This is a genomic window from Streptomyces sp. NPDC037401, assembly GCF_055602345.1.
Genome location: NZ_JBVJWO010000053.1, coordinates 21,294 through 42,419, shown reverse-complemented (window position 1 = coordinate 42,419; position 21,126 = coordinate 21,294). Strand labels below are relative to the sequence as shown.

The window sequence follows — 21,126 nt, the reverse complement described above, 5'->3', positions numbered from 1 at the left end:
CAGCACGCGCACGGGCAGCCGCGCCGGCCGCTTCGGTGGCAGCCGAGCGGGCACGGACAGCGGCACCGCTCGCGGTGTTCGCAGCGCCGCGGGCGGCACCGGCCGCGTCACGGGCCGTGTTCGCATCCGCGCGCGCCTGATCGGCAGCGCCACGGGCCACAGCCGCATCGATCGTGCCGCGGCCGGAGGCGGCGAGCGCCTCCATGGCCTTGGCCCGGGATTCCTTCGCGTTGTGGTTCTGCTCGGCCGCGAAGGCGGCGTTGCGGGCGTTGCGGGCGTTGGTCTCCTCGCCCTGCGCCCGCCGGTCGGCTTCGGCGGCGATGCCGTCCTGAGCCTGGGCGCCGGCCCGTGCCGAGGCAGCCGTCGCGGCGGCGGCCTGGGCCTGCGCGCGGGCAGCGGAGGCCGTACGGGCCTCGGCCTCGGCGCGTGCACGAGCCGCGGCGGCGATGTCCCGCTCACGCTCCGCACGCGCACGGGCAGCGGCGGCGAGGTCGCGCTCACGCTCGGCGATCTTGCGCTGCTCGGCCGCGATCTGGGCCTGCCGCTGCGCCTCGATACGGGCCTCGCGGGCCTTGCGGGCGTGCTCCCACGCCTCGCGCTCGGCCTGCTCGGCCGCCAGACGCGCATCCTTCGCACGCGCCGCAGCGGTCGCGGCGATCTTCGCCTGCTTGTCCGCGGCCTCCGCCAGACGGGCGGCGGCCTTCGCGTGCTCCTCGGCGTTGGCACGCCACTTCTTCGCCTGCGCCTCGTGCAGCTCGGCCTGGTTCTGGGCGTTCAGGCCCGCCGCGTCGGCGGCAGTGGCGTCCACCGCGTGCTGCGCCGTCCGGCCGGCCTTGACGGCGGCGTCCGCGGCGGCCGCGATGCCCGCGGCGACCTCCGACCACTGCGTGCCGTGCTCCAGACCGGTCCCGACCAGCACGTCGGCCTGCACCTTGGCCTGTGCGGCCGCGACCTGAGCGGCCTTGGCGGCGTCGTCGGCATAACCGACCTGACGCGCGACCTCTGCCTTGACCTGGTCGTAGTTCGACAGGCGCTTGCCGGCCCGGTCGGCCGCCAGCATCCGGTCCGCCTCGCGCGCGGCCGAGGCCGCGGACGACATGGCGTTGGAGGCGTTCTTGAGCGCCCTGACGGCGTCGCCGTGCGCGGCGATCAGCTTGGTACGGGCCTCGGCCGCGACCGCGGCCTTCTTCGCCAGCTCGCGGAGCTTCTCCGCCGCCTCCAGGGCCTCCTTCTGGGCCTTCTCGTGTGCGGCCCGGTCGTCGGCGTCCTGCTGCGCCGCGGCCTGGTAGCCCTTCTCCAGGAACTCCGCGATGACCGCGTCGTCCTTGGAGTCGAGCGCGGCCTGCGCGGCCCGCTTGACCGCGGGACCGCCCACCGACGCCAGCATCTCGGCGCGCTTGCGGTTCTCCTCGGCGCGCTTGGCGGCGTTCTGCTTGTCCGCCTCGTCACGCTGCTTGGCGATGTCCGCGCCGAAGGCCAGGAAGTCGGCGCGGTCCTGCGCCGTGCCCTTCAGGACGCGCTCGACTTCGGCGTTGAAGAAGGGGCCGCCGGTGCCGCGCAGCTTCTCGATCTGCTGGCGGTTGGCGACGTCGACGCCGGCCCGCTTGTCCTTGGCGCGCTGGCGGGCCTCGGCCTCGCCGCGCTCCAGGAACTCGCGGATGGCGTTGGGGTCCGTGCTCGCCAGCGCCTTCTTGGCGGCCTCGCGGACCTCTTCTTCCTCGTCGAACTCCGCGAAGTCCTCGACCAGCGCGCGGTCACGCTCGTCGCTGATCCGCTGGAGCTCGGACGGCGCCGCCTTCGCGGCCGGCGCCGGGGCGCCGGCCTTCGGCGCGAGCGCAGCCGCCAGCTGGTCCAGCGACGCCATGGTCTGCGTCAGCGACGCCTTCTGGTCACGCGCGGCGGTCGCGGCAGCAGCCTCGCCGGTGGCGGCGCCGAGCACCGCCACGACGACCGCTGCGGACACGGCCTTGCGTACGTTCGCGGCTACGCCCACGCGTAGCCCTCCGGCCCCGGGCCGGAATCTTCCCCACACGGGAAACCCCCTAGACGAATGGTTCAACAACCCCGCCCAGGTCAGCGGACGGGGTGATCGGATGCCGTCCGGCCGGCCCCGGTCACGGGCCGGCCGGACTCCTCGGGATCAGCCCCGGGTGCGGCTCTCGCCGTCCTGGGCGCGGTCGTACATCGCCTTCCAGAACGCCGCCGCGCCCTCGGCGCCGGCCAGCTCGGCGGCCCAGGCGTCCTGGTTGCCGTCGGCGGTGCCCGAGACCGCCTTCCAGAGCTGCTCCGCGGATTCCCGGGACAGCCGGGCGACGGCCCGCCAGTTCTCCGCCTGCGCGGTTGCGGCGGCCTGCTCGGCCAGCCACGCGCGCTGCGCCGCGTCGGCGTGCTCGGACACGGCCTTCCAGGCGCGCTCCGCCTCGGCCCGGGCCCGGGCCGCGTCCGCCGCGTCCTTGACGGCCGCCTCGGCCGCGGTGGCCTCCCTGATCAGGCGCGTCAGCGCGTGATGCCGAATCGTTTCCGCATCGGCCACGCGCGTCCGGTACGCCTCCAGGTCCAACGCCGCGCCGGTGGCCCAGCCGTAGCCGAAGAACTCCGCGACGTCCGGCTCCGCGGCACCCGGCCGCACCGCCCACTGCGCGGCGACCCGCACCTGCTCGCCCGGATCCTGCTCACCGAGGGCGCGTACGAACTCCCGGTCCTTGGCGGCGACTTCCAGTCGTTGCTGCTCCCCGGCCTCGCGCGCCGCACGGTCGCGGCGCTGCGCGTCGGCGTACCCGGTCTTCACGAACGCCGCCTGCTCGGCGACGCTCCCCTTCAGCGCCCGCGCCGCGGCGGCCCGTACCTCGGGGGAGAACCCGGTCGTGTGCGTGGCGACCACGCGCTCGCAGAACGCCTTGTTCCGGGCCCGGGTCTCGCGCGCCCGCTGCTTGGCGTAGTCGAAGCCGCCGCCGGGCGCGAGCCACTCGAGGAGCGCCTCGTCGCCGCGGGAGCTGCGCAGCGCGTTCCACGCCGACGTCCTCACCTCGGCGGCCGGGTGCGTCTTCGCCATCAACGTGATCCGCAGGCGCGCCTCCTCGACGGCCGCGGCCAGCTCGGGCGAGAGCGTCTGCTGCGGCTGGTCGGCCGGAGCGACGGATACGGAGGATGCCGCGACGGACGCCACGGACGACGGCGCGGCGGCCGCTGCGGCACGGGCGTCCGCCCACGCCGGCACCACGCCCGCGACCGCGATCCCGCCGGCCAGCACGCCGACGGTCAACGTCCGCGCGCCCCACCACTGACGACTCAACTCAGACCCCCTTGAGAAAAGAAGAACGTGTTCACAGCGCGAAGGGGGAGGGGGGGGGGGGGGGGGGGCGGCGCCCCCCCCCCCCCCCCCCCCCCCCCCCCCCCGACATCCTCCCCCCCCCCCCCCCCCCCCCCCTCCGCCACCCCACCCCCCGAAAAAAAACGCCGTTCCCCACCCCCCCCCCCCCCCAGCCCCCCCCCCCCCCCCCCCCCCCCCCCCCTCCACGACGCTCAACGGGCGCGGTAACGCGCTCCGTTCGGCAGGCTCACTTGACCTGCTGGACCTTGAACAGCTGGGCGGTGGACCGGTTACAGGTCCACAGCTGCGTGTTGATGCCGTTGTCGGTCTTGGAGCTGGGGATGTCCAGGCACATCTCGTCGACGTGCTTCGGCTGCAGCTCGTACAGCTTTTCGACCGGGTCGACGAGCTGCAGTTCCCAGCGCATGTTGCCACCGCCGGAGCACTTCCACGTCTGGACGACCGCGCCGTTCTTGACGCCGCTGTTCTCGACCTCGATGCACTTGTCGCTGACGGCGGACCGCAGCTCGAAGCTGCCGCCACCCTTGGCGACGGCCTTCCACTTCTGGGCGTCGCTGCCGTTGCAGGCGTACTGCTGGACGGGAACGCCGTCGGTGGTCTTGGAGCCTTCGAGGTCCAGGCACTTGCCGCTGTTGGCAGCCGTGATCTGGAGGACCGTCTGCGGCATGGCGGCACGGCTCGCCGCCTCCATGGCCGCGGCCCGCGCGGTGATGGCGGCCTCCGCCGCAGCCTCCGCGGGGTCGGCGGAGGCCGCGCGGGCGGCCGCGGCGGTGCGGGCGGCGGCCGCGGCGCGGGCGGCAGCCGCGGCACGGGCCGCGGTCTCGTCACCGCCGTCGGCCTGCACGGCGGTCGCGGTGCCGGCCAGCACCGCGACGGTGGCGCCTACCGCCAGGGCGGCCTTGATGATCCGGGACATGATGGGATCCGTTTCCTCTCGCGTGTTCGGGATGCTCAGGCGGCCGAGACCGGCTGGATGCGCCACTTCTGGGCGCTCGAGCCGTTGCACGCGTACAGCTGCGCGGCCGCGCCGTCGTCCTTGGAGCCGGACTTGATCTCCATGCACCGGCCGGGCTTGCCGATCAGGTGGGCGGGCCGCAGCTCGTACAGCTCCTTGGCGACGTCGACCATGATCAGGCGCCAGCGCTGCTGCTGCTGCCCGACGCACCACCACTGCTGGACGACCGTGCCGGTCTTGATGCCGGCGCTCTCCACGTCGAGGCACTTGCCGGCGTGCTTGAACCGCACCTCAAGGGTGCCCGCACCGGTGGGCGCCAGGTCGAACTGCTGGTTCTCGGCTCCGTCGGCGCACGCCGACTGGACGGCATTGATGCCGTTGCGCAGGCTGCCGGAGGGGACGGTGAGGCACTGGCCGCTGTGCTGGGCCTGGAGCTGCACGGCGGCGGGGGCCACGGCGGCGGCGGGCTCGGCACGCTGGGCGGGCTCGTTCGCGACGGCGAAGGTCACACTGGCGGCAATCGCCGCGGCACCGGCGCCAACGGCCAGGACGGATCGGACGATCCGGGACATGGGGTGATTCCGTTCTTCTGAGGTCTGGAGGGAAGGACTCGGCGGGCGGGGGTCAGCGCGCCAGCGGAGTGGCGAACTTCCAGGTGGCGTCCTGGACGAATTCCTTCTCCGTGTCGAAGCGGTTCGCGCCGCCGGCCTTGTTGCCCGCGTACATGTCGCCCCAGTGCTGTCGCAGGAAGCGGCCGGGCTGGCCGGCCGACTCGAAGGACGTGCCGGTGCCGCTCAGGCCCTTCTTGGCGCACCAGCTGGCGTCCTTGCGGAACTGCGCACTGTTGTCGCTCGCGGTCAGCCGGACGCGGAGGTCCTTCTGGACCAGGTAGTGGCCGGGCTTGCGGGCGGACTCGAAGGACCAGCAGCCGGGCTGCCCGCCGAGGGCGGGCACGATCACCCAGGTGCCGTCCTCGCGGTCGGCCTGCTTGGAGCTCGTGGACACCGGGGCGAGGAACGTCTCGCCGCCGTCGACGCTCGACTGGCGGATCACGAAGCCCCCCCTGCCGCTCGCCTGCACCAGCGTCTGCCGCTTGGCGCGGTACTGGTTCTCCTCCTTGAGGAACTCCGCGACCTCCTCGTCGCTGCCGGCCAGCGCCTTCTTCGCCACGGCGACCAGGTTCGGGTGCACGCCGGCCTGCTCGGCGGCGGCCTGGATCTGGAGCGCGAGCCGCCGGTTGGCGTCGGCGATCTTCTTGCGGCGCGCCTCGTCGTCCTTCTTGTACGCCGCTTCGGCGCCGGTGTGGATGTACTGCTTCCACGCGGCCGGGTCCGAGCTGAGGACCGCGCGCTGCGCCGCCGCGTAGAGCTCGCTCTCCTTGGTGTCGGCCGGTGCGGTGCGCAGCAGCTCGCGGATGAAGTTGTCGTCGCTGAGCGCCAGCATGGCCTCGGACGGCGAGATGCGGAACAGCGCGGCCGCGTTGGTGCGGGCGGCGAGCTCCTTGCGGCGCTCGGCCTCGGCGCGGTTCTTCTCCTCCAGCTCCTTGATCTCGGCGGCGACGTCGCGCTGGTGGGCCTCGCGGGCGCCGTTGGTGATGAACTCCTGCCAGGCGGCGGCGTCGCCGGCCAGGGCCTTCGCGGCGGCGTCGCGGACCTCGGGGCCCGCGGCCTCGTGCCGCATCACGGCGCGGATGAAGTTGTCGTCGCTCAGGTCGAGCAGGTCGGGGCTGTTCGGGATGCCCACCGCGACCAGCGCCTGGGACTTGGCGAGGCGGGCCGCGCGGGCGGCGTCGGCCTTGTCCTTCTCGCGCTGCTTGTCGACGGCGTACGCCTCGTGGATGCCGGTGACGATGAACTGGACGTGCTCGTCGGCCACGTCGCTCGTCATGGCGGCCTCAGCGGCGAGCCGCACCGCCTCGAAGGTCTCCCCGCCGTCCCGGGCCTTCTGCCAGATGGCGTGGATGAAGTCGTGGTCGCTGAGCAGCAGTACGTCCGGGCTCGGGTCGAGGCGCACGACGGCAGCGGCGTCGACACGCTGCTTGTCCGTGGTCCCGATGCCGGCGGCCTCGGCAACGGCGCCCGACGAGGCGGCGACCGCGGAGAGCGGCACGGCCATGCCGCTGACGGAGGCCAGAGCGGTGGCGGTCACGAGCCCGCGCGTGACGACCCTCCGCATGCGAGCGGAGTTCGGGTGGCTCTTCTTCATTCTGCTTTCGGTTCCCCCTGCTAGGTCCCGCACGCAGTTCCCGATGGGTGCGGGGTGGTCGGAGGCGCAGTCTTGAAGATCCCTAAAGGGCAGTCAAAGTGGAATTGACAGCTCCTGTCCGATCACTGGCTGATTTGACGGAGTATTGGTCGACTTACCGCCAGTCTTTGACCGAAAACCGTCTTGCGGCACCGTGTTACGTACTGACGAGTAACATGGAACATCCGCTTCCGACCGAACGGACGGCCGGTGGCGGCGCGGCGTGCAGTGCCCCGGCACCCCCTCCCGACCCAAGCGGCACAAGGGGTCCGGTGTCCGCCGGAGCTCCACCGGAGCGGTGGTGTATCCCCTGGGTAACGGCCACGTGAGGAAAAGATGTGGTTCGGTACACATCAAGGTTTTACGGTCCGTTGACGCGTTACCATCCGCCGCCCTCCGTGCAGGGGGCACGAACCGGCCAACCACCCGCCTGATCTGCGGAGGCGCCCGGGCGCTGCCGCCGAGGCGGGGGATCCGGGGGCAACCGGCACCCAGTAGGGTGCGGGAGGTGAACACTTCCTCTGCACTCCCCCGCTCTTTCCGGCTTCTCGTGACGGGGGGAGGGACCGGCGGTCACACCTACCCCGCTCTGACGGCGATCCGGACGCTCCAAGCACGGCTCGCGGCTGCCGGCAGCACGCTCGACGTCCTGTGGATCGGCACCGCGGACGGCCTCGAGGCGCGTGTCGCCCCGGCGGAGGGCATCGCGTTCAAGACGGTCGCGACGGGGAAGATCCGCCGCTCGGCGAACCCGCTCAAGATGCTGTCGGCGGCGAACGTGAAGGACATGGCGCGGGTACCGCTCGGCGTGGCACAGGCGCGGACGATCGTGTCGGAGTTCCAGCCGGACGTCGTGCTCGCGACCGGCGGCTACGTCGCCGTGCCGGCCGGGCTGGCCGCGCGGCTGTGCCGGCGCCCGCTGGTCCTGCACGAGCAGACGGTCCGGCTGGGTCTGGCCAACCGGAAGCTGGCGGGTTCGGCGACGCGGATCGCCGTGTCCTCGGAGTCGTCCCTGCCGCTCCTCCCGGCCGACGTGCGCGGCCGCGCGGTGGTCACGGGCAACCCGGTCCGCCCGGAGGTCCTCAGCGGATACGGCGACAAGGCGGTTCACGCGCTGAACCTCACCGGGTTCGACCGGCGGCTGCCGACGGTCTACGTCACCGGCGGGGCGCAGGGTGCGCAGCAGATCAACGGCGTCGTCCGGGACGTGCTGCCGTGGCTGCTGAGCCACGCGAACGTCATCCACCAGTGCGGGCCGGCCAACGTCGACGAGCTCCGCGCCGCCGCCGCGGGCCTGGACCCGGTCCTCGCCGGCCGGTACCACCTGACCGGTTTCGTCGGCCCGGAGCTGCCCGACGTGCTGGCGCTGGCCGATGTCGTGATCTCCCGCAGCGGCGCCGGCACGCTCGCCGAGCTGACCGCGCTGGGCAAGCCCGCCGTGTTCGTGCCGCTCGCCACGTCGGCCGGCAACGAGCAGGCGCACAACGCCCAGCACCTGGCGGACGCGGGGGCTGCGCTCGCCCTGCTCGGCGAGGTCACCCCGCAGACCCTCCAGCATGCGGTCGGCCCGCTCCTGACCGACCCGGCCCGGCGCGCGGCGATGGCCGAACGGGCCCGGGCGTACGGCCGCCCGGACGCCGCGGACAGGCTTGTGGACGTACTCCTGGCCGCCGCGACCGGCTGACCGTCTCCGGCCGAGCGCTGCCCCTCCCCCGCCCCGGTGGAGGAGGGGCAGTGCGCGGTGACCGTCCGGCCGGGCGACGAGGCAACCTCCACCAGACCCCGCCGGCCCCGCCCTCCGGGCGGCCGACGCTACTGTGACGACACTCCCCGGCCGTACAGGGCGGCGCCCTCGCCGGCCGCCGCGCGGACGAGGATGTCGGCCAGCCCGGCGGGCGCCGAGAGCATGGGGAAGTGGCCGGTTGCCATCTCGAAGAAGGTGACGCCGGGCTCGGCGAGTTTGGCGAACCGGGGTGCTCCGGTGGCGTGGAGGGCCTGGGCCATCCGGATGCTGAGGCCGCTCTCCAGGCAGAACACGCCGGTGGTGGGCAGCGTGCTCCATGCTCCGGTCAGCGTGACGGCATCGGTGACGGTCGCTGCGGGGTGCGGGGTGGCGAGGCGGCGGTACCGCTCCATCTCCGCGTCCGGGATCCCGGCGAGCTCGGTCGGCACAGGAAGGACCCCGTCACCGGTGGCGGCGGGAAGGCTGCTGCCGGCGAAACTGGTCGCCACCGACTCGCCGTTCTCCGGAATGCCGGTGTCCACGAACACCACCCGCCCGACCCGGTCGGGCCGCAGGTCGGCGGCGGCGACCGCAGGGAAGGCTGCATAGCTGTGGGCCACGAGCACCGCTCCCGGCCCCTCTGCGTCGAGCTGGGCGACCAACTCCGCCGTGTGGTCGGCGAGCCCGATGCGCCCGGCGCCTTCCCCCGCCCGCTCACCCAGGCCCGGGAGCGTCACCGGCACGGCCCGGTGCCCGCGCGCCGTCAGCTCGCCGGCCACGGCCTCCCAGGCCCAGCCGCCCATGCACAGACCCGGGACCAGCAGAAACGTCGTCATGGTTGACCTCTTTCATCGCGTCGCTGTGCTGCCGGTCAGACCGTAGGTTCTCCCCCAGGGGGAGATTCCAGCCCACCCGCCGCCCGGTCACGGCCCCTGCCGGATTGCAGGAGGAGGCGCCGGAGCCAGCGGGTACGGGCGTCGCGTGCGTCCTGGCTGAGGGCCGCCCGCGGTGCCATCCCGTCGAAGCCGTGGTGGGCGCCGGGCCATACGTGCAGTTCGGCGTGGCCGCCGGACCGCCAGATCGCGTTGGCGTAGGCCACGTCCTCGTCCCGGAACATGTCGGCGGACCCCACGTCGACATAGGCCGGGGGAAGTCCGGAAAGGTCGGTGGCACGGGAGGGGGCCGCGTAGGGCGGCAGGTCCGCGGCGCCGTAGCGGTCACCCAGCAGCACCTTCCACGCGGTCGCGTTGGACGTGCGGTCCCATACGCCGAGGCCCGTCATCTGATGACTGGAGAACGTACGGTCGCTGTCGTCGAGCATCGGGCAGAGCAGCAGTTGCCCCAGCGGCCTAGGGCCGCCGCGGTCACGGACCAGCAGGGCGAGGGCCGCGGCGAGCCCGCCGCCGGCGCTCTTCCCGCCGATGACGATGCGGTCCGCGTCGATGTGCAGTTCCGTCGCGTGCCCGGCCGCCCAGACCAGTCCGGCGTAGCAGTCCTCCAGCGGTCCCGGGTACTGCGTCCGCGGCGCCAGCCGGTACTCGACCGAGATGACGGCCATGCCGAGGGGGAGGGCCCACTCGCGCAGGATCCGCGGCAGCACGGACCACGCATTACCGGTGATCATTGCGCCACCGTGCATGTAGTACAGCAGGGGCAGCGGCCCCGCGAGCCCGGCCGGTCGCGCGCTCACGAGCGTGACGTCGGGCCCGTCCGGCGGTCCCGGCACACGGATCTCCGCCGCCTCGAAACGACCGTCGGCGCGCAGGTCGTCGACCGTCGGCCTGGGCCGCGCCGCGGCATCCCGCTCCTGCCAGGCCTGAAGATTGTCGGGCGTGACCGGCTCTCTCGCCTTGCTTCCCAAGGCGGCCAGTGCGACGCCCAGTTCGGGGTCGAAGGCCGGAGCCGCCAGGGGCGCCGGGTCACGGCCGGACTCCGCCGGCTCACGGAGGTCGGTCACGACCCGACCTCCGTCCGGACCGCGGGATACCACCCTGAATCCCCACTCGTACACCGGGGAAACGCTCGCCTGAGACCCATACCGCGTACCCAATCACACCACCGGCCGCCGCCGGCCGGGCCGTCGGCCGGTGGTCCTGCCCGTGGGTGCCCGTGGATGGCGTCGACCGGGGCGGCGCCCGCGGCGGACATTTCGATCTTGTGGTTATGCTGCTTCTGCGGCCCGTCCGCCGATCGCGTCCGGCCCGGACGGCAGTGGATCTGACCCTCTTTCAGTTCAGGGCCGGCCCTGCTCTCCCGCCCGGCCCTGCTCTGCCGCCCGGCCTTGCCTCCGCACCGGGGCCGCGCCATCGGTCGAGGGCCGGGACGGCCAGGCGTGTCCGGGGGCCGCCCGAACCGACCACCCATTCGAGATTGGTACCACCATGCGTATCCGCAGCAGGGCCCTGGCCCTGTTCACCACCGGGGTCACGGCGATACTCGGCCTGCCCGCCGGCACCGCAGCAGCCGATGCGCCCGCCCCGGACACCAGTGCCTTCCGGGGTGTCAACTGGGCTGACGGCCGGGACAACTTCACCCCGGACGCTCTCGTGCTCTCCGGCCTGAACCCCGCGGACGACTACGCCACCACGCGGGCCAAGGCGGCTTCGGTCGTCGAGGAGTTCCGGACCAAGATCGGGGCGAACACGGTACGGCTGCCCGTGAACCCGCACACCGTCAACGGCCCCGCCTGGGAAGCGTATGCCGGTGTGATCGACGCGGCCTCCGCCAAGGGCTTCAAGGTGATCCTCAGCTACTGGGAGTCCCCCTCCCCGGCCACCGGCAAGCCGGACGGCAGGATCGACGACCAGGCCTCCTACGCCACCATGTGGAAGACCGTCACCGACAAGTACGCCGACGACGCCCTCGTCCACTTCGAGCCCATGAACGAGCCCTTCGGCTACACCGCCACCCAGTGGGCCGACACCGCCGCCGCCTGGCTCGGCGCCCACCCCGCCATCCCCCGCAGCCGCGTCTTCGTCAGCGGCGCCGGCTACAACGGCGACGTCAAACCCGTCTGCGCCGACCCCCGCCTGGCCGGCACCTACCTCTCCCTGCACCAGTACGGTTTCTGGCACCAGGACTGGACCAGCCCCGCCAAATGGGCCGCCGACCTCAAGAGCAGCATCGGCACCTGCGCCGCACGCACCGTCCTCGACGAATTCGGCGCCTTCATGACCACGGGCCTCGACTACAACGGCCCCAGCAACGGCGACGTCTCCATCGCCTACATGCAAGCCGCCACCGACACCGTCCGCGAACTGAACATGGGCGCCGTCCTGTGGCCCGGCCTGCGCACCGGCGACTGGTACTCCCTCACCGCACTCGACGCCACCAGCACCGGCACCGACCTCACACTGCACGTCACGAACAGCAGCGGCGTCGACCGCCTCACCTGGGCGTGGGGCGGCGGAAACCCCGCCCGGCCCACCAACCCGATCCGCGGCACCGGCTCCCAGCGCTGCCTGGACGTGCCCCAGGGCAGCCGGGCGAACAACACCACCGTGATCATCTGGGACTGCAACGGCGGCACCAACCAGGAGTGGACCCACACCCCCGCCGACGAGCTCCGCGTCTACGGATCCAAGTGCCTCGACTCCACCACGAGCTCCCCGAGCACCGCCAAGCTCGTCATCCGTGACTGCAACGGCCGCACCACCCAGAAGTGGACCATCGACGCCAAGCACGTCATCACCAACACCGCCTCCGGACTCGTCCTCGACGTCGGCGGCGATTCCACTGCGAACGGCTCCGGCGTCGGCCTGTGGTACCGCAACGACAAGCCCAACCAGCAGTGGAACCACCTCACCACCCCGCCCCGCGCCCACTAGGACGCGGCAACCCCCAGGGGCCTGACCCGGCCCCCGGACGGCAAGGGCCCGGCACGGTCCGGAGAGCCGGACCGGCCGGGCCTTGCCGGTCCGGGTTCAGGAGATGGTGAAGCCCGGGTGCGTGGCGAAGGCGTTGTCGATGACCACGTTCGCCCGCTGCCTGGCGGCCTGGCGCAGGGCCGTCGTGGTGCGTCGCCCGTCGGCGTAGAACCACCAGAGGTAGAGGGCTCCGTACATCCAGGCGCCCTCGTAGCCCCACTCCGAGTCCGCGCCGTTCTTGCCCGCGCCGAAGGTGGATCCCGCGGGGAACTTCGCGTTGTGGGGTTTGCCTCCGCGGTGCCGGGCCTCGTGGACGAGGGTCTCCGCCCGGCCGGAGACGTCCTTGGTGTAGAAGCAGAGGGAGTACAGCTCGATCCGGTCGCTGAAGGCGCGGGCGACAGCACTGCCGTCGCCGCATCTGGCCCACAGCGCGTTCATCTGCTCGCGGACGTAACGTGCCGCCCAGTGCAGGGCGTTGCTGTTGTAGTCCTCGTTCATGTAGTCCTCGGCCGAATAGTTCAACAGCCAGATGGAGTTGAGGATCCGGGCGAGGGGAAGGTCGGTGTCGGCGACGTTCTCGTATCCGAATCCGTCGTCCCATTCGGTCTTCACGAACTTGTAGGCAGGCCATGCCCAGTTGATGAACTCCTGGGTGACGCGAGGTTCGTAGAGGTTGTCGCCGCTGGTGTTCTTGTCGGGCACGGTCGCACTGCAGACGGCCATCGGCTTTCTTCTTCCGGGTCGGGGCGGAGTGTGGGCGCAGGGTGCCTCAGCGAGGCCGGAGCTGCGGGGCATCGGAGCCGTTCGGTCCGCCGCGCTCGTCCCGGTCTTCGGGAAGGAGCGGGTGCTGCGGGCCGGGCTCGGCGCCCGCGCCTTCGGTGAGGTGCACACGGGGGTCGCTTACCTGCGGCACGTCGCGGACGTCGACCCGCCGGATGTCGAGCAGGAACCGCTGCTCCTCCGGCAGGAATCCGAGCATCCGGGAGCGGTGGCGCTCGCCGCCCGGCGTGGCCAGCAGGGCCTGGACGGCGGCGCGGCGCATCGACAGCGAGGGCTGTTCGAGGGCCAGGAACAGCGCGTCGACCGCGGGGGCGCTGCCCTCGACCGCGAGCTGTTCGATGCCCTCGACGGCCGTCGTGCGCAGGATCGTCTCCTCGGTGACCGTGGAGAAGCTGTGCGCGTCGGTGGACTCCTCGGGAGGGATGGGGGTCGCCACGACCGAGCGCAGGTAGGGCAGGGCGGCGTCGTGGCGCAACTGCGAGGCGGTGTGGACCAGGGCCCAGCGGCCGGCATAGTCGCGCGGGTCGGCGCGGCCCTCGGCGCGGGCGATCTCGGTGACGGCGTCCTCGGGGCGCTGTCGGAGTCGGGTCAGGAGCTCGTCGTAGCGGGCCTGCGCGGCGTCGCCGTCGGCGGTCATGGCGGCCGTCGTCACTGCCTGGAGCAGGGCGCCGGTCTCGCTGGGCTCGGGCGGCTCGGGTGAGGGCGTCGTACGGAACGAGTCCGAGCGGCGGGGGATGTCGTCGTGGCGGGGATCGGGCGATTCGGAGGATTCGGGCGGCATGGCAACAGGATCACGCGAGGCTCGGGGGCGGGCAATCGACTGATCAGGTGGAGCGCGAGCGCGAGCGCGGCCGACGGTCCGGAGGCGGCTCCTCCGGTCAGACGAGAGGGGCCACGTCCTCGCCCCAGGAGAAGAGCGTGTCGATGGCGCGCCGGCGGAGGGGGCCGTCGCCGAGCGCCAGGGCATGGACGTGGCTGCGGAAGGCGGGGACCCCGTCGGCCGGCGCGGGCAGCCGGAGCAACGGCAGGAGCGCGGCCAGGGCGGCCTCGCGGACCTCGGCCGTATCCGCCGCGAGGAAGGGGTGCCCGGCCTCGAAGAACTCGGGGCGAGGTCGAGGAAGGCTTCGAGGTCCTCCTCGTCACCGAAGGGCCGCGCCCGCTGGCCCATCGCCTCCACCGTCGTGCCGCCCAGCCAGGCCGGCAGACCCGCACGCAGGGGGAACGGGGTCGGCGGACCCAGGTCGCGCACCTCGTGGACACTGTGGTCGTCGACGTGCACCAGGGTCCCCGGATCCCCCAGGACCGCGGCGACGTACCGGGCCGCGGGAGCCGTGGCACTGTAGAAGACGTCCCCGCACAGGAGGGCTTCGGTGAGGCAGCGCAGGGCGTGTCCCTGGACGGCCGGGACGTCGTCGAGCAGATCCCCGAGGATGGCGGGCGTCTCCGGTGCCATGTCCGGGCAGCGTTGGTCCACCGCGTCCCAGCCCGTCTGCCTCAGCAGGACCTGCGGGTCCACGCAGCCCCGTCGGAGCTCCCGGCTCCGGCGCGAGGTCCGTCGTGTCAGTCGCCTCCGCCGCCGCCCCCGCACGAAGAGCCGCCGCCGCAGGACGAGCCGCCCCCGTCGAACCAGCTGCTCCCGGAGGACCCGCTGCTGCGGCCTCCGCGGGACCGGCCCCGCGGAGACCCGAGGCTTCCGCGCAGCAGCGCGATCAGCACCACCATGAAGAAGATCCCCACGATCGCCAGGAAGTCCACTTCCTCCACCCCCGCTTCGTTGCCGTCGGTTCCGGTTCTTGCGACGAAGATGCCCCAGGCGGCCGGCCTGCCAAGCACGTCTTGAGGAAGTCCAGAGCTTCGGCTGCACGATGTCACTCGCCGCGTACACCCCGCTCCCGGCAGCGACCGCGGCGCGCGTGGTTGTCCGGCGGAACCGCAGGTGAAAACGTTTCGGTACGCCCGCCGTAAGATCCATACGGAAACCAGGCGGGGGGCACGATGGCAAGACGGCGCAGGAACGAGACGGACGGCAGCCGTGTCGAAAACTGCTTCGAGGCATGGGCCGACTCGTGCCACACCTGCCGGACGTGCTGCCCGGGCATGTGGGCCGCCTCGTTGTTCCTCGCGCTCGCCCTGCCCCACAGGGCCGTGGCCCGTGCGACGGCCGGCGAAGACCCCGCCGCCCCCCGCCCGGCGGGCAGGGCAGCCGCAGGGCTGTACGAAGCGGTCCGGCGCTACCGGGTCACGGTCAGCCCCGCGCGGCCCGCCTGCTGCCCGTACACGCCGAGCTGCTCCACCTACGCCGTCAAGGCCCTGCACAGGCACGGCGCGCTGCGCGGCGCAGGGCTGGTCCTGGGCCGCCTCCTGCGCTGCCGGCCGGGGGCCGCCCGGCGGCGCGGCTTCAGCGACCCCGTACCCGACTGACGCGACGCGTCACGGCGCCGCCCGCCGGGCAGAGGTCATTGCCGGGGCTCTCCCGTGCGGGTGGCGGCGGTGCGGGCCGTGTGCAGGGCGCCGAGTCGCTTGAGCTTGCGGCGTACCCGTTCGCCGTACGCGGCGGGCAGCCCGGCGGCGAGGGCGGCGTGGTGCCACGTGTCCGCGGTGGTGGCCCAGTCGTGCGCGACCGTCAGCTCTTCGCTGAGCAGCCGGCGCAGCACGGCGGCCACGCGCGGGTCGGCGAAGGTGCTGCGCAGGACGCTGTCCTCCGGGGTGCGGGGGTCGGCCAGGAGGTCGGCGAGGACCAGGCCCTCGCCGATCGGCTGGTCCAGGAGGCAGGTCCGCTGACCTCGCGACCGGCGGGTCCAGACCGGCTGTTGCCGCCGGTGCTCGGCAACGGTCTCGTTGCGCAGCAGGCGCAGGAGCTCGTCGTCGACCCCGCCGGGGTGGGCCAGCAGGGCATCGGTCCAGTCGGCGAGCAGCGCGGTGGATGCGGCCTCGCGCCACTGCGCGGCGTGGGCGGCGGGAATCCCGAGCCAGGTCCGGGTGAACGCGTCCACCTCGTCGTCACGGCCGTCGATGGCCGCCTCCCGGGCCGCCATCACCGCGTGTAAGGCGGAACGGGCGGGCGCCGGGGCCCGGTCGGGCGTGTGCAGGGCCACGGAGAACAGCTTGTCGCGGAAGCGGAAGGGCGGCACGAGCGGGGATTCCTGCCGCGCGGCGTGCACGACGTCGACCTCGACACGAGGTGCTTGGAGCTGCTGCGCCATGCGCTGGGCCATGTCGATGAAGAACGACGGGACCGCGGGCTGCTCCAGCCCTCGGCCACCGCCGTCGGCGAGTTCCGTCTCGATGAAGAAGGAGATGGGCTGGGTGCGGTCGAGCGGCAGCACCACGGCCGAGGTGCGAATCGTGACGAGGCGCTCGGGCTCGGGGGCGGGCTCGGACGAGGCGGTGTTCATGGCGCGGGCTCTCCTTACGGACGGTCGGGGCTTCCCTTCTAGGCGCGGGAGACCCCCCGACCGGCAATGAGATTCGGAGAATCCCGTGTGATCCCCGTCACTCGCGCGTGCGGGCCGATATCACCGTGGGGAAACCCACTGGCGGCCCGGACCGTCACGGACGATCATGGCCGCATGAGTGACCAGCCCGCACGATGGACCCAGGCAACCGTCTACAGCGACATGTGGTCCGATCCGGACGACGACCCCCGCAACAGCGAGAAGCCCGAGTCGGACGGCGAACGCGCCACGTTGCAGGGCTTCCTGACGGACTACCGACTGACCCTGCGGATGAAGTGCGAGGGCCTGGACCCCGGGCAACTGGCCCGTCGGTCGGTTCCGCCGTCGACGATGTCACTGCTCGGCCTGCTGCGGCACCTCGTCGAGGTGGAGCGGGACTGGCACAACTGGATCACCAGCGGCGACCCGCTGCCCAGGCTGTACGGCGAGAAGGACGCGGACTTCCACGGAGCGGTCGCCGAGCAGGCCGTGGTCGACGCCGCGTACGCCGACCTGGAGCGCGAGCAGGCCGCGACCGATGCCGCGCTGGCCGGGTTTCCGGACCTGGGCGAGCGCGTGGGGAAGGACAGGATCGCGATCCGGGAGCTGATGGTGCACAGGGTCGAGGAGTACGCCCGGCACTGTGGGCACGCCGACCTGCTGCGCGAGTGCGTCGACGGACGAGTGGGCCAGTGAGCTGAGCCCCGCGGGGGGAGCGGCGCGGGGGCGGGTGGATTCCGTGTCACGGGCCGGTGGTTGCACGCCGGATCGCGTCGAGCGTACGCGTCACGTCGTCGTCGGTCGTCGACCAGTTGCTCACCGAGATGCGCATGACGCGGCGGCCGTGCCAGGTGGAGCCGCTGATCCACGCCGTGCCGTCGTCGAGCAGCCGGGTGAGTACGCGTTCCGTGCGTGCGTCGCTGCCGAACTCGGCGCAGACCTGGGTGAACACCACGTCGTTGAGGACCGTCGCGCCGTCGATCCCGGTGATTGCGGTGGCGAACGCCGAGGCGTGCCGGCACAGCCGCTCGACGAGGTCGGCCACGCCTGACCTCCCGAGGGACCTCAGTGCCGCCCACACGGTGAAGGCCCTTCCGCGCCGGGAGAGTTCGGGAACCTTGTCGACGGGGTCCCCGCTCTCGTGCTGGATGAGGTAGTCGCCCTGCAGGCCCATGGCGGCCCGGACGGCGACCGCATCGCGCACGATGGCGAGGCCGCAGTCGTAGGGGACGTTCAGGGTCTTGTGGGCGTCCGTCGCCCAGGAATCGGCGTACGAGCACCCCGCGGTCAGGTGCGCGTAGAGCGGCGAGGCTGCCGCCCACAGGCCGAAGGCGCCGTCGACGTGCACCCACGCGTCCGCCTCGCGCGCGGCACGGACCGCCTCGGCGAACGGATCGAAGGCACCGGAGTGGATGTCCCCGGCCTGGAGGATGACGATCGTGGGGCGCTGCCCGCCTGCCGCCAGGGTCCGGCGCAGGGCCTGGGGATCGATGCGCCCCTGCTCGTCCGCTCGCACGAGTTCGGGCGTGCCGAGCCCCAGGTAGCGCAGCGCCAGGTCGATGGCCATGTGGCGGTCCTGGCCGGCGACGACGCGAACGGCCGGCCCGCCGGCGAGTCCGTCGTGGGCGACGTTCCAGCCGGTGCGGCGCATCACCGTGTCGCGCGCGGCGGCGAGACAGGTGAAGTTCGCCATGGTGGCACCGGTGGTGAAGCCGACGGCGCTCTCGCCCGGCAGGCCGAGCAGGTCGAGGAGCCACGCGCCGGCGATCTCTTCCGCCGCCGCGTACGCGGGCGAGGCGGCGCGCATGACGCAGTTCTGGTCCCAGGCGCTGACCAGCCAGTCTGCGGCCAGCGCGGCCGGCTCGGTGCCTCCGACCACGAACCCGTAGAAGCGGCCGCCGGGAAACGCCGTGAGCCCCGGTTCACAGGCCGTGGCCAGGAGGTCGACGACGTCGGCGGGACGGCTGGGACCTGCGGGCAGTTCGGCGCCGAGCGCGCCCACGATCTCCTCGACCGAAGCGCGGGCGGGAACGCGGCGGTCGGGCAGGCCTGCCAGCCAGCTGACGGCATGGTCGTACGCCTGTCGGAGCGCCGCCTCGCGCGCGTCCATACCTCGGACTATGGGACAGCCGCCGCCACGGCGCAAGCCGCGGCTCTCCGCGCGGCCCCGGGCGCGACGCAGCGCCGTGCAACCGGGCTGCACGCTGACGACCGGCCCGGTCGGCACCGGCAGCATCCGTCGGGATATCGTCCCGGCATGAAGATCGTTGACCTCGAGCCGGGCGACCCGCGCCTGGACACCGACATGCTCCCGGTCCTGCGCGAACTGCGTCCCCATCTCACCCCGGAGCTGTTCCGGGAGGTGTACGGGCACGGCCGCGCGCAGGGCCTGCGCTTCACGGCCGCGTACGCCGAAGACGGCACGTGCGTCGGCGCGGCCGGCTGGCGGATCATCGACAACACCAGCTCCCTGCGCAAGCTCTACGTCGACGACCTGGTCACCGCCGGCTCCGCGCGCTCCACCGGCGTCGGCCACGCGCTCATCGCGCATCTGGAGGCCCACGCCCGCGCCGCCGGCTGCCGCGAGCTCAACCTCGACTCGGGCACCCACCGCACCGGCGCCCACCGCTTCTACCTGCGCGAGCGGATGGACATCGTGGCCTTCCACTTCACCAAGAGCCTCGATCCCGACGCGGGCTAGGGTGACACACGATACGAAGACCTTCGTGAACGAGAAGGCCCAGGACGCGACCGTTCGCGTCTTCATCGCGCTCGCCCCGCCCGACGACGCGAAGGACGAACTGGCACGGGAGCTGCGCCCCGCCTACGACGCGTACCCGCGCATGCGGTGGAACCGGATCGAGGACTGGCACATCACGCTGGCGTTCCTCGGCGAGCTCCCGGTGGGGACCGTCCCGCTCCTGCAGCCGCCGCTCGCCGGCCTCGCGGCGGGACGGCCGCCCCTGCAGCTGGCCCTGCACGGCGGCGGGCACTTCGACCAGCGGGTGCTGTGGACCGGGATCGACGGGGACCTGGAAGGGCTGCACTCGCTCGCCGCCGAGGTGCGCGCCCTGGTCAGGGAGTGCGGTGTCGACTTCGAGGAACGACCGCTGCGGCCGCATCTGACGCTGGCCCGAGCGCGCCGGAACGACACGTCCAGCGTGGTGGAGGCCGTTGCCGGGCTCGCCGCTTTCGCCGGGCGCCGCTGGCCGACCGAACGCCTGCACCTCGTCGCCAGCAACTTCAGCCGCGGCCCGGGACCGATCCGCTACCGCGACATCGAGGCGTGGCCCTTCGGCGGCAGCGGAGTCAGGTGAGCTTGAAGAAGATGGTGTCCTGGGTGTACCAGTCGACCTTTTCCGTGGCGAACGCCCACTCCTTGTGCTCGAAGTCGAGCTTCTCGATGAGCTCCTGGACGTCGTGGCGGAAGCCGGGATCCATCCGGTCCAGGACGGCACGGTAGGCGTCGGCGGCCGGCTTCGCCTTGGCCAGGGGCAGGTGGCCTATGGCCGGGTAGCCGTCCGTCGAGTGCGGGACGAACGGGAACTCGTCGGGCGGCCCGCCGTACAGGAAGCCCTGGGGCAGGAGGTCGGCGGGCACGCCGAGGCGGCGCATCTCGTCGTCCACCAGACCGAAGAACGTCGCGGGCTTGGAGTAGGTGCCCAGCTGGTACGGGTCGGAGGCGTTGTGGTCGATGATGTGCTGCAGGGCGGAGTTGTAGGCGTTGCCCGCGCAGTCGGCGTCCGAGCCGGTGTGCCCCGCGATGAGATGGTCGAGGGCTTCGGGGACGGACAGCCCCCAGTCGACGCCCTGGTGGTCGAGGTCGTCCTGATGGGCCTGGGCGTCCTTGCGCATGCCGCCGAGACGGCGCAGCTGGTCCGGGGTGAGGTTGCCTTTGCTGCCGAGGTAGGCCAGGACGTCGGCCTTGTCGGCGGTGGAGTACGCGATGTTGTGACTTATGATCGCCATTGTGCCGACCGGCACTGACATCGCTGCCGGACGGGCGGCCCCACCGTCGTCAGTCCACGGCGAAGAGCCGTCCGTATCCGGTGATGTCCGTGGTCGTGGCGTCCGCCGTGCGCAGGGCCGCCCACAACAGTGCCTGGTTGGCCGTCACGACGGGACGGTCCAGGGCTGCTTCGAGGCGCTCGATCGTGCCCACGGCGCGGAAGCCGTTGCCGCCGATGACGACGGCGTCCGCCGTGTCGGGAACACGACCCTCCACCCAGTCGTACAGTCCGTCGGGCCGGATGAGCCCCTGCCCGCTCGGCAGCCCGCAGGGCGCGGCGTACGGCACGCTGAACCCCGCGGCCTCGTAGTACGCCCGGCCGAGGTCGTTCAACTCCTGGTCGAACCAGGGGGGATCGAACAGGCACGGCCGCTGCGCGCCGAGAGCCCGTAGCGCCTTCACGACCGCGGTGCCCGTGCCGACCGCCGGTGTTCCCCAGGCCCGCTCGGCCAGCCGCTCCAGCATCGCCCGTTCGGCGTCGGCCCCGATGACGTACGCGGAGCTGGTGAACGCGAAGGCGATGACCGCCACGGGTGCGGCCGAGAGGAGTGCGGTGGCGTCGTCGACGCCGGGCGGCTCCGCGAAGGCCCGTACCGGGGCGAGCGGAATGGTCGCGTCCAAAGTGCCGCGGCGCCCGAACGCCCCGAAGGGCACCCGGGCGAAGTGGAGCCCCACGTCGGCGGGGGCCATCGCCCGCAGCTCCGACTCCGGCCCCACGTCGGCGTGCGGAGTGAGCACGCCGATCCGCAGACGCGCGTCCCACCCGTCGGGTCGCCACATCACC

20 protein-coding genes and 1 pseudogene are annotated in these 21,126 nt (G+C 72.8%); 6 read left to right on the top strand and 15 right to left on the bottom strand.

The genetic code is table 11. The annotated features are described in order from the left end of the window. The 5 genes and pseudogenes from ACZ7H1_RS35290 to ACZ7H1_RS35270 all read right to left on the bottom strand — a co-directional run. A pseudogene (locus ACZ7H1_RS35290) lies at nucleotides 1-1,993 on the bottom strand (hypothetical protein); the annotation flags it as partial. A gap of 147 nt (nucleotides 1,994-2,140) precedes the next feature. After that, nucleotides 2,141-3,292: a hypothetical protein gene (locus ACZ7H1_RS35285; RefSeq protein WP_470792379.1), complete on the bottom strand. Its 1,152-nt coding sequence runs from the start codon at nucleotides 3,290-3,292 to the stop codon at nucleotides 2,141-2,143. Nucleotides 3,293-3,557: 265 nt separating this feature from the next. Next, on the bottom strand, nucleotides 3,558-4,247 hold the full coding sequence (locus ACZ7H1_RS35280) for an RICIN domain-containing protein (RefSeq protein ID WP_470792378.1): 690 nt from the start codon (nucleotides 4,245-4,247) through the stop codon (nucleotides 3,558-3,560). Nucleotides 4,248-4,282: 35 nt separating this feature from the next. Further along, complete coding sequence (locus ACZ7H1_RS35275; RefSeq protein WP_470792377.1) at nucleotides 4,283-4,858, bottom strand: RICIN domain-containing protein; 576 nt, start codon at nucleotides 4,856-4,858, stop codon at nucleotides 4,283-4,285. 52 nt (nucleotides 4,859-4,910) lie between these two features. Then, the gene (locus ACZ7H1_RS35270; RefSeq protein WP_470792376.1) at nucleotides 4,911-6,434 is read right to left on the bottom strand and encodes an AbfB domain-containing protein; all 1,524 of its coding nucleotides are present in this window, start codon (nucleotides 6,432-6,434) and stop codon (nucleotides 4,911-4,913) included. Between the two features lie 604 nt (nucleotides 6,435-7,038). Between ACZ7H1_RS35270 and ACZ7H1_RS35265 the strand changes: the two genes are divergently transcribed. Then, the gene (locus ACZ7H1_RS35265; protein WP_470792375.1) at nucleotides 7,039-8,214 is read left to right on the top strand and encodes a UDP-N-acetylglucosamine--N-acetylmuramyl-(pentapeptide) pyrophosphoryl-undecaprenol N-acetylglucosamine transferase; all 1,176 of its coding nucleotides are present in this window, start codon (nucleotides 7,039-7,041) and stop codon (nucleotides 8,212-8,214) included. A 128-nt stretch (nucleotides 8,215-8,342) separates the two neighbouring features. Here the strand turns inward: ACZ7H1_RS35265 and ACZ7H1_RS35260 are convergent, their stop codons facing one another. Further along, a complete protein-coding gene (locus tag ACZ7H1_RS35260) occupies nucleotides 8,343-9,089 on the bottom strand; it encodes an alpha/beta fold hydrolase (RefSeq protein WP_470792374.1) in 747 nt (248 codons plus the stop codon). Between the two features lie 35 nt (nucleotides 9,090-9,124). Then, the gene (locus tag ACZ7H1_RS35255) at nucleotides 9,125-10,210 is read right to left on the bottom strand and encodes an alpha/beta hydrolase (RefSeq protein WP_470792373.1); all 1,086 of its coding nucleotides are present in this window, start codon (nucleotides 10,208-10,210) and stop codon (nucleotides 9,125-9,127) included. Between the two features lie 424 nt (nucleotides 10,211-10,634). Between ACZ7H1_RS35255 and ACZ7H1_RS35250 the strand changes: the two genes are divergently transcribed. Next, nucleotides 10,635-12,080, top strand: a complete 1,446-nt coding sequence (locus tag ACZ7H1_RS35250; protein WP_470792372.1) for a ricin-type beta-trefoil lectin domain protein — start codon at nucleotides 10,635-10,637, stop codon at nucleotides 12,078-12,080. Nucleotides 12,081-12,176: 96 nt separating this feature from the next. Here ACZ7H1_RS35250 and ACZ7H1_RS35245 read toward each other — a convergent pair whose 3' ends face one another. The 4 genes from ACZ7H1_RS35245 to ACZ7H1_RS35230 all read right to left on the bottom strand — a co-directional run bounded on the left by ACZ7H1_RS35245 (nucleotide 12,177) and on the right by ACZ7H1_RS35230 (nucleotide 14,732). Next, nucleotides 12,177-12,842 (bottom strand): hypothetical protein, encoded by a 666-nt coding sequence (locus tag ACZ7H1_RS35245; RefSeq protein WP_470792371.1) that lies wholly within the window; start codon nucleotides 12,840-12,842, stop codon nucleotides 12,177-12,179. Between the two features lie 46 nt (nucleotides 12,843-12,888). Beyond that, the gene (locus tag ACZ7H1_RS35240; RefSeq protein ID WP_470792370.1) at nucleotides 12,889-13,680 is read right to left on the bottom strand and encodes a hypothetical protein; all 792 of its coding nucleotides are present in this window, start codon (nucleotides 13,678-13,680) and stop codon (nucleotides 12,889-12,891) included. 97 nt (nucleotides 13,681-13,777) lie between these two features. Further along, nucleotides 13,778-13,921 carry a hypothetical protein gene (locus tag ACZ7H1_RS35235; RefSeq protein ID WP_470792369.1) on the bottom strand — a complete coding sequence of 48 codons (144 nt, stop codon included), beginning with the start codon at nucleotides 13,919-13,921 and terminating at the stop codon, nucleotides 13,778-13,780. A gap of 538 nt (nucleotides 13,922-14,459) precedes the next feature. Next, entirely contained in the window at nucleotides 14,460-14,732 is a 273-nt protein-coding gene (locus ACZ7H1_RS35230) for a hypothetical protein (protein WP_470792368.1), read from the bottom strand. A 162-nt stretch (nucleotides 14,733-14,894) separates the two neighbouring features. Between ACZ7H1_RS35230 and yidD the strand changes: the two genes are divergently transcribed. After that, complete coding sequence (yidD, locus tag ACZ7H1_RS35225; RefSeq protein ID WP_470792367.1) at nucleotides 14,895-15,320, top strand: membrane protein insertion efficiency factor YidD; 426 nt, start codon at nucleotides 14,895-14,897, stop codon at nucleotides 15,318-15,320. Nucleotides 15,321-15,355: 35 nt separating this feature from the next. Here the strand turns inward: yidD and ACZ7H1_RS35220 are convergent, their stop codons facing one another. Beyond that, nucleotides 15,356-16,294 carry a hypothetical protein gene (locus ACZ7H1_RS35220; RefSeq protein WP_470792366.1) on the bottom strand — a complete coding sequence of 313 codons (939 nt, stop codon included), beginning with the start codon at nucleotides 16,292-16,294 and terminating at the stop codon, nucleotides 15,356-15,358. 174 nt (nucleotides 16,295-16,468) lie between these two features. Between ACZ7H1_RS35220 and ACZ7H1_RS35215 the strand changes: the two genes are divergently transcribed. Then, a complete protein-coding gene (locus ACZ7H1_RS35215; RefSeq protein WP_470792365.1) occupies nucleotides 16,469-17,029 on the top strand; it encodes a DinB family protein in 561 nt (186 codons plus the stop codon). A gap of 46 nt (nucleotides 17,030-17,075) precedes the next feature. On the opposite strand, the gene ACZ7H1_RS35210 is transcribed toward ACZ7H1_RS35215, so the two are convergent. Next, entirely contained in the window at nucleotides 17,076-18,443 is a 1,368-nt protein-coding gene (locus tag ACZ7H1_RS35210) for a pyridoxal phosphate-dependent decarboxylase family protein (protein WP_470792363.1), read from the bottom strand. Nucleotides 18,444-18,590: 147 nt separating this feature from the next. On the opposite strand from ACZ7H1_RS35210, the gene ACZ7H1_RS35205 reads away from it, so the two are divergent. Further along, nucleotides 18,591-19,034 (top strand): GNAT family N-acetyltransferase, encoded by a 444-nt coding sequence (locus tag ACZ7H1_RS35205; RefSeq protein ID WP_470792361.1) that lies wholly within the window; start codon nucleotides 18,591-18,593, stop codon nucleotides 19,032-19,034. A 25-nt stretch (nucleotides 19,035-19,059) separates the two neighbouring features. Continuing rightward, entirely contained in the window at nucleotides 19,060-19,650 is a 591-nt protein-coding gene (gene thpR, locus ACZ7H1_RS35200) for an RNA 2',3'-cyclic phosphodiesterase (protein ID WP_470792360.1), read from the top strand. Here thpR and ACZ7H1_RS35195 read toward each other — a convergent pair. Both ACZ7H1_RS35195 and ACZ7H1_RS35190 read right to left on the bottom strand, forming a co-directional pair. Next, complete coding sequence (locus ACZ7H1_RS35195; protein ID WP_470792358.1) at nucleotides 19,643-20,302, bottom strand: DUF7691 family protein; 660 nt, start codon at nucleotides 20,300-20,302, stop codon at nucleotides 19,643-19,645. The genes thpR and ACZ7H1_RS35195 overlap by 8 nt on opposite strands. A gap of 49 nt (nucleotides 20,303-20,351) precedes the next feature. Continuing rightward, the gene (locus tag ACZ7H1_RS35190) at nucleotides 20,352-21,122 is read right to left on the bottom strand and encodes a maleate cis-trans isomerase family protein (RefSeq protein WP_470792380.1); all 771 of its coding nucleotides are present in this window, start codon (nucleotides 21,120-21,122) and stop codon (nucleotides 20,352-20,354) included. Between the last annotated feature and the right edge of the window lie 4 nt (nucleotides 21,123-21,126).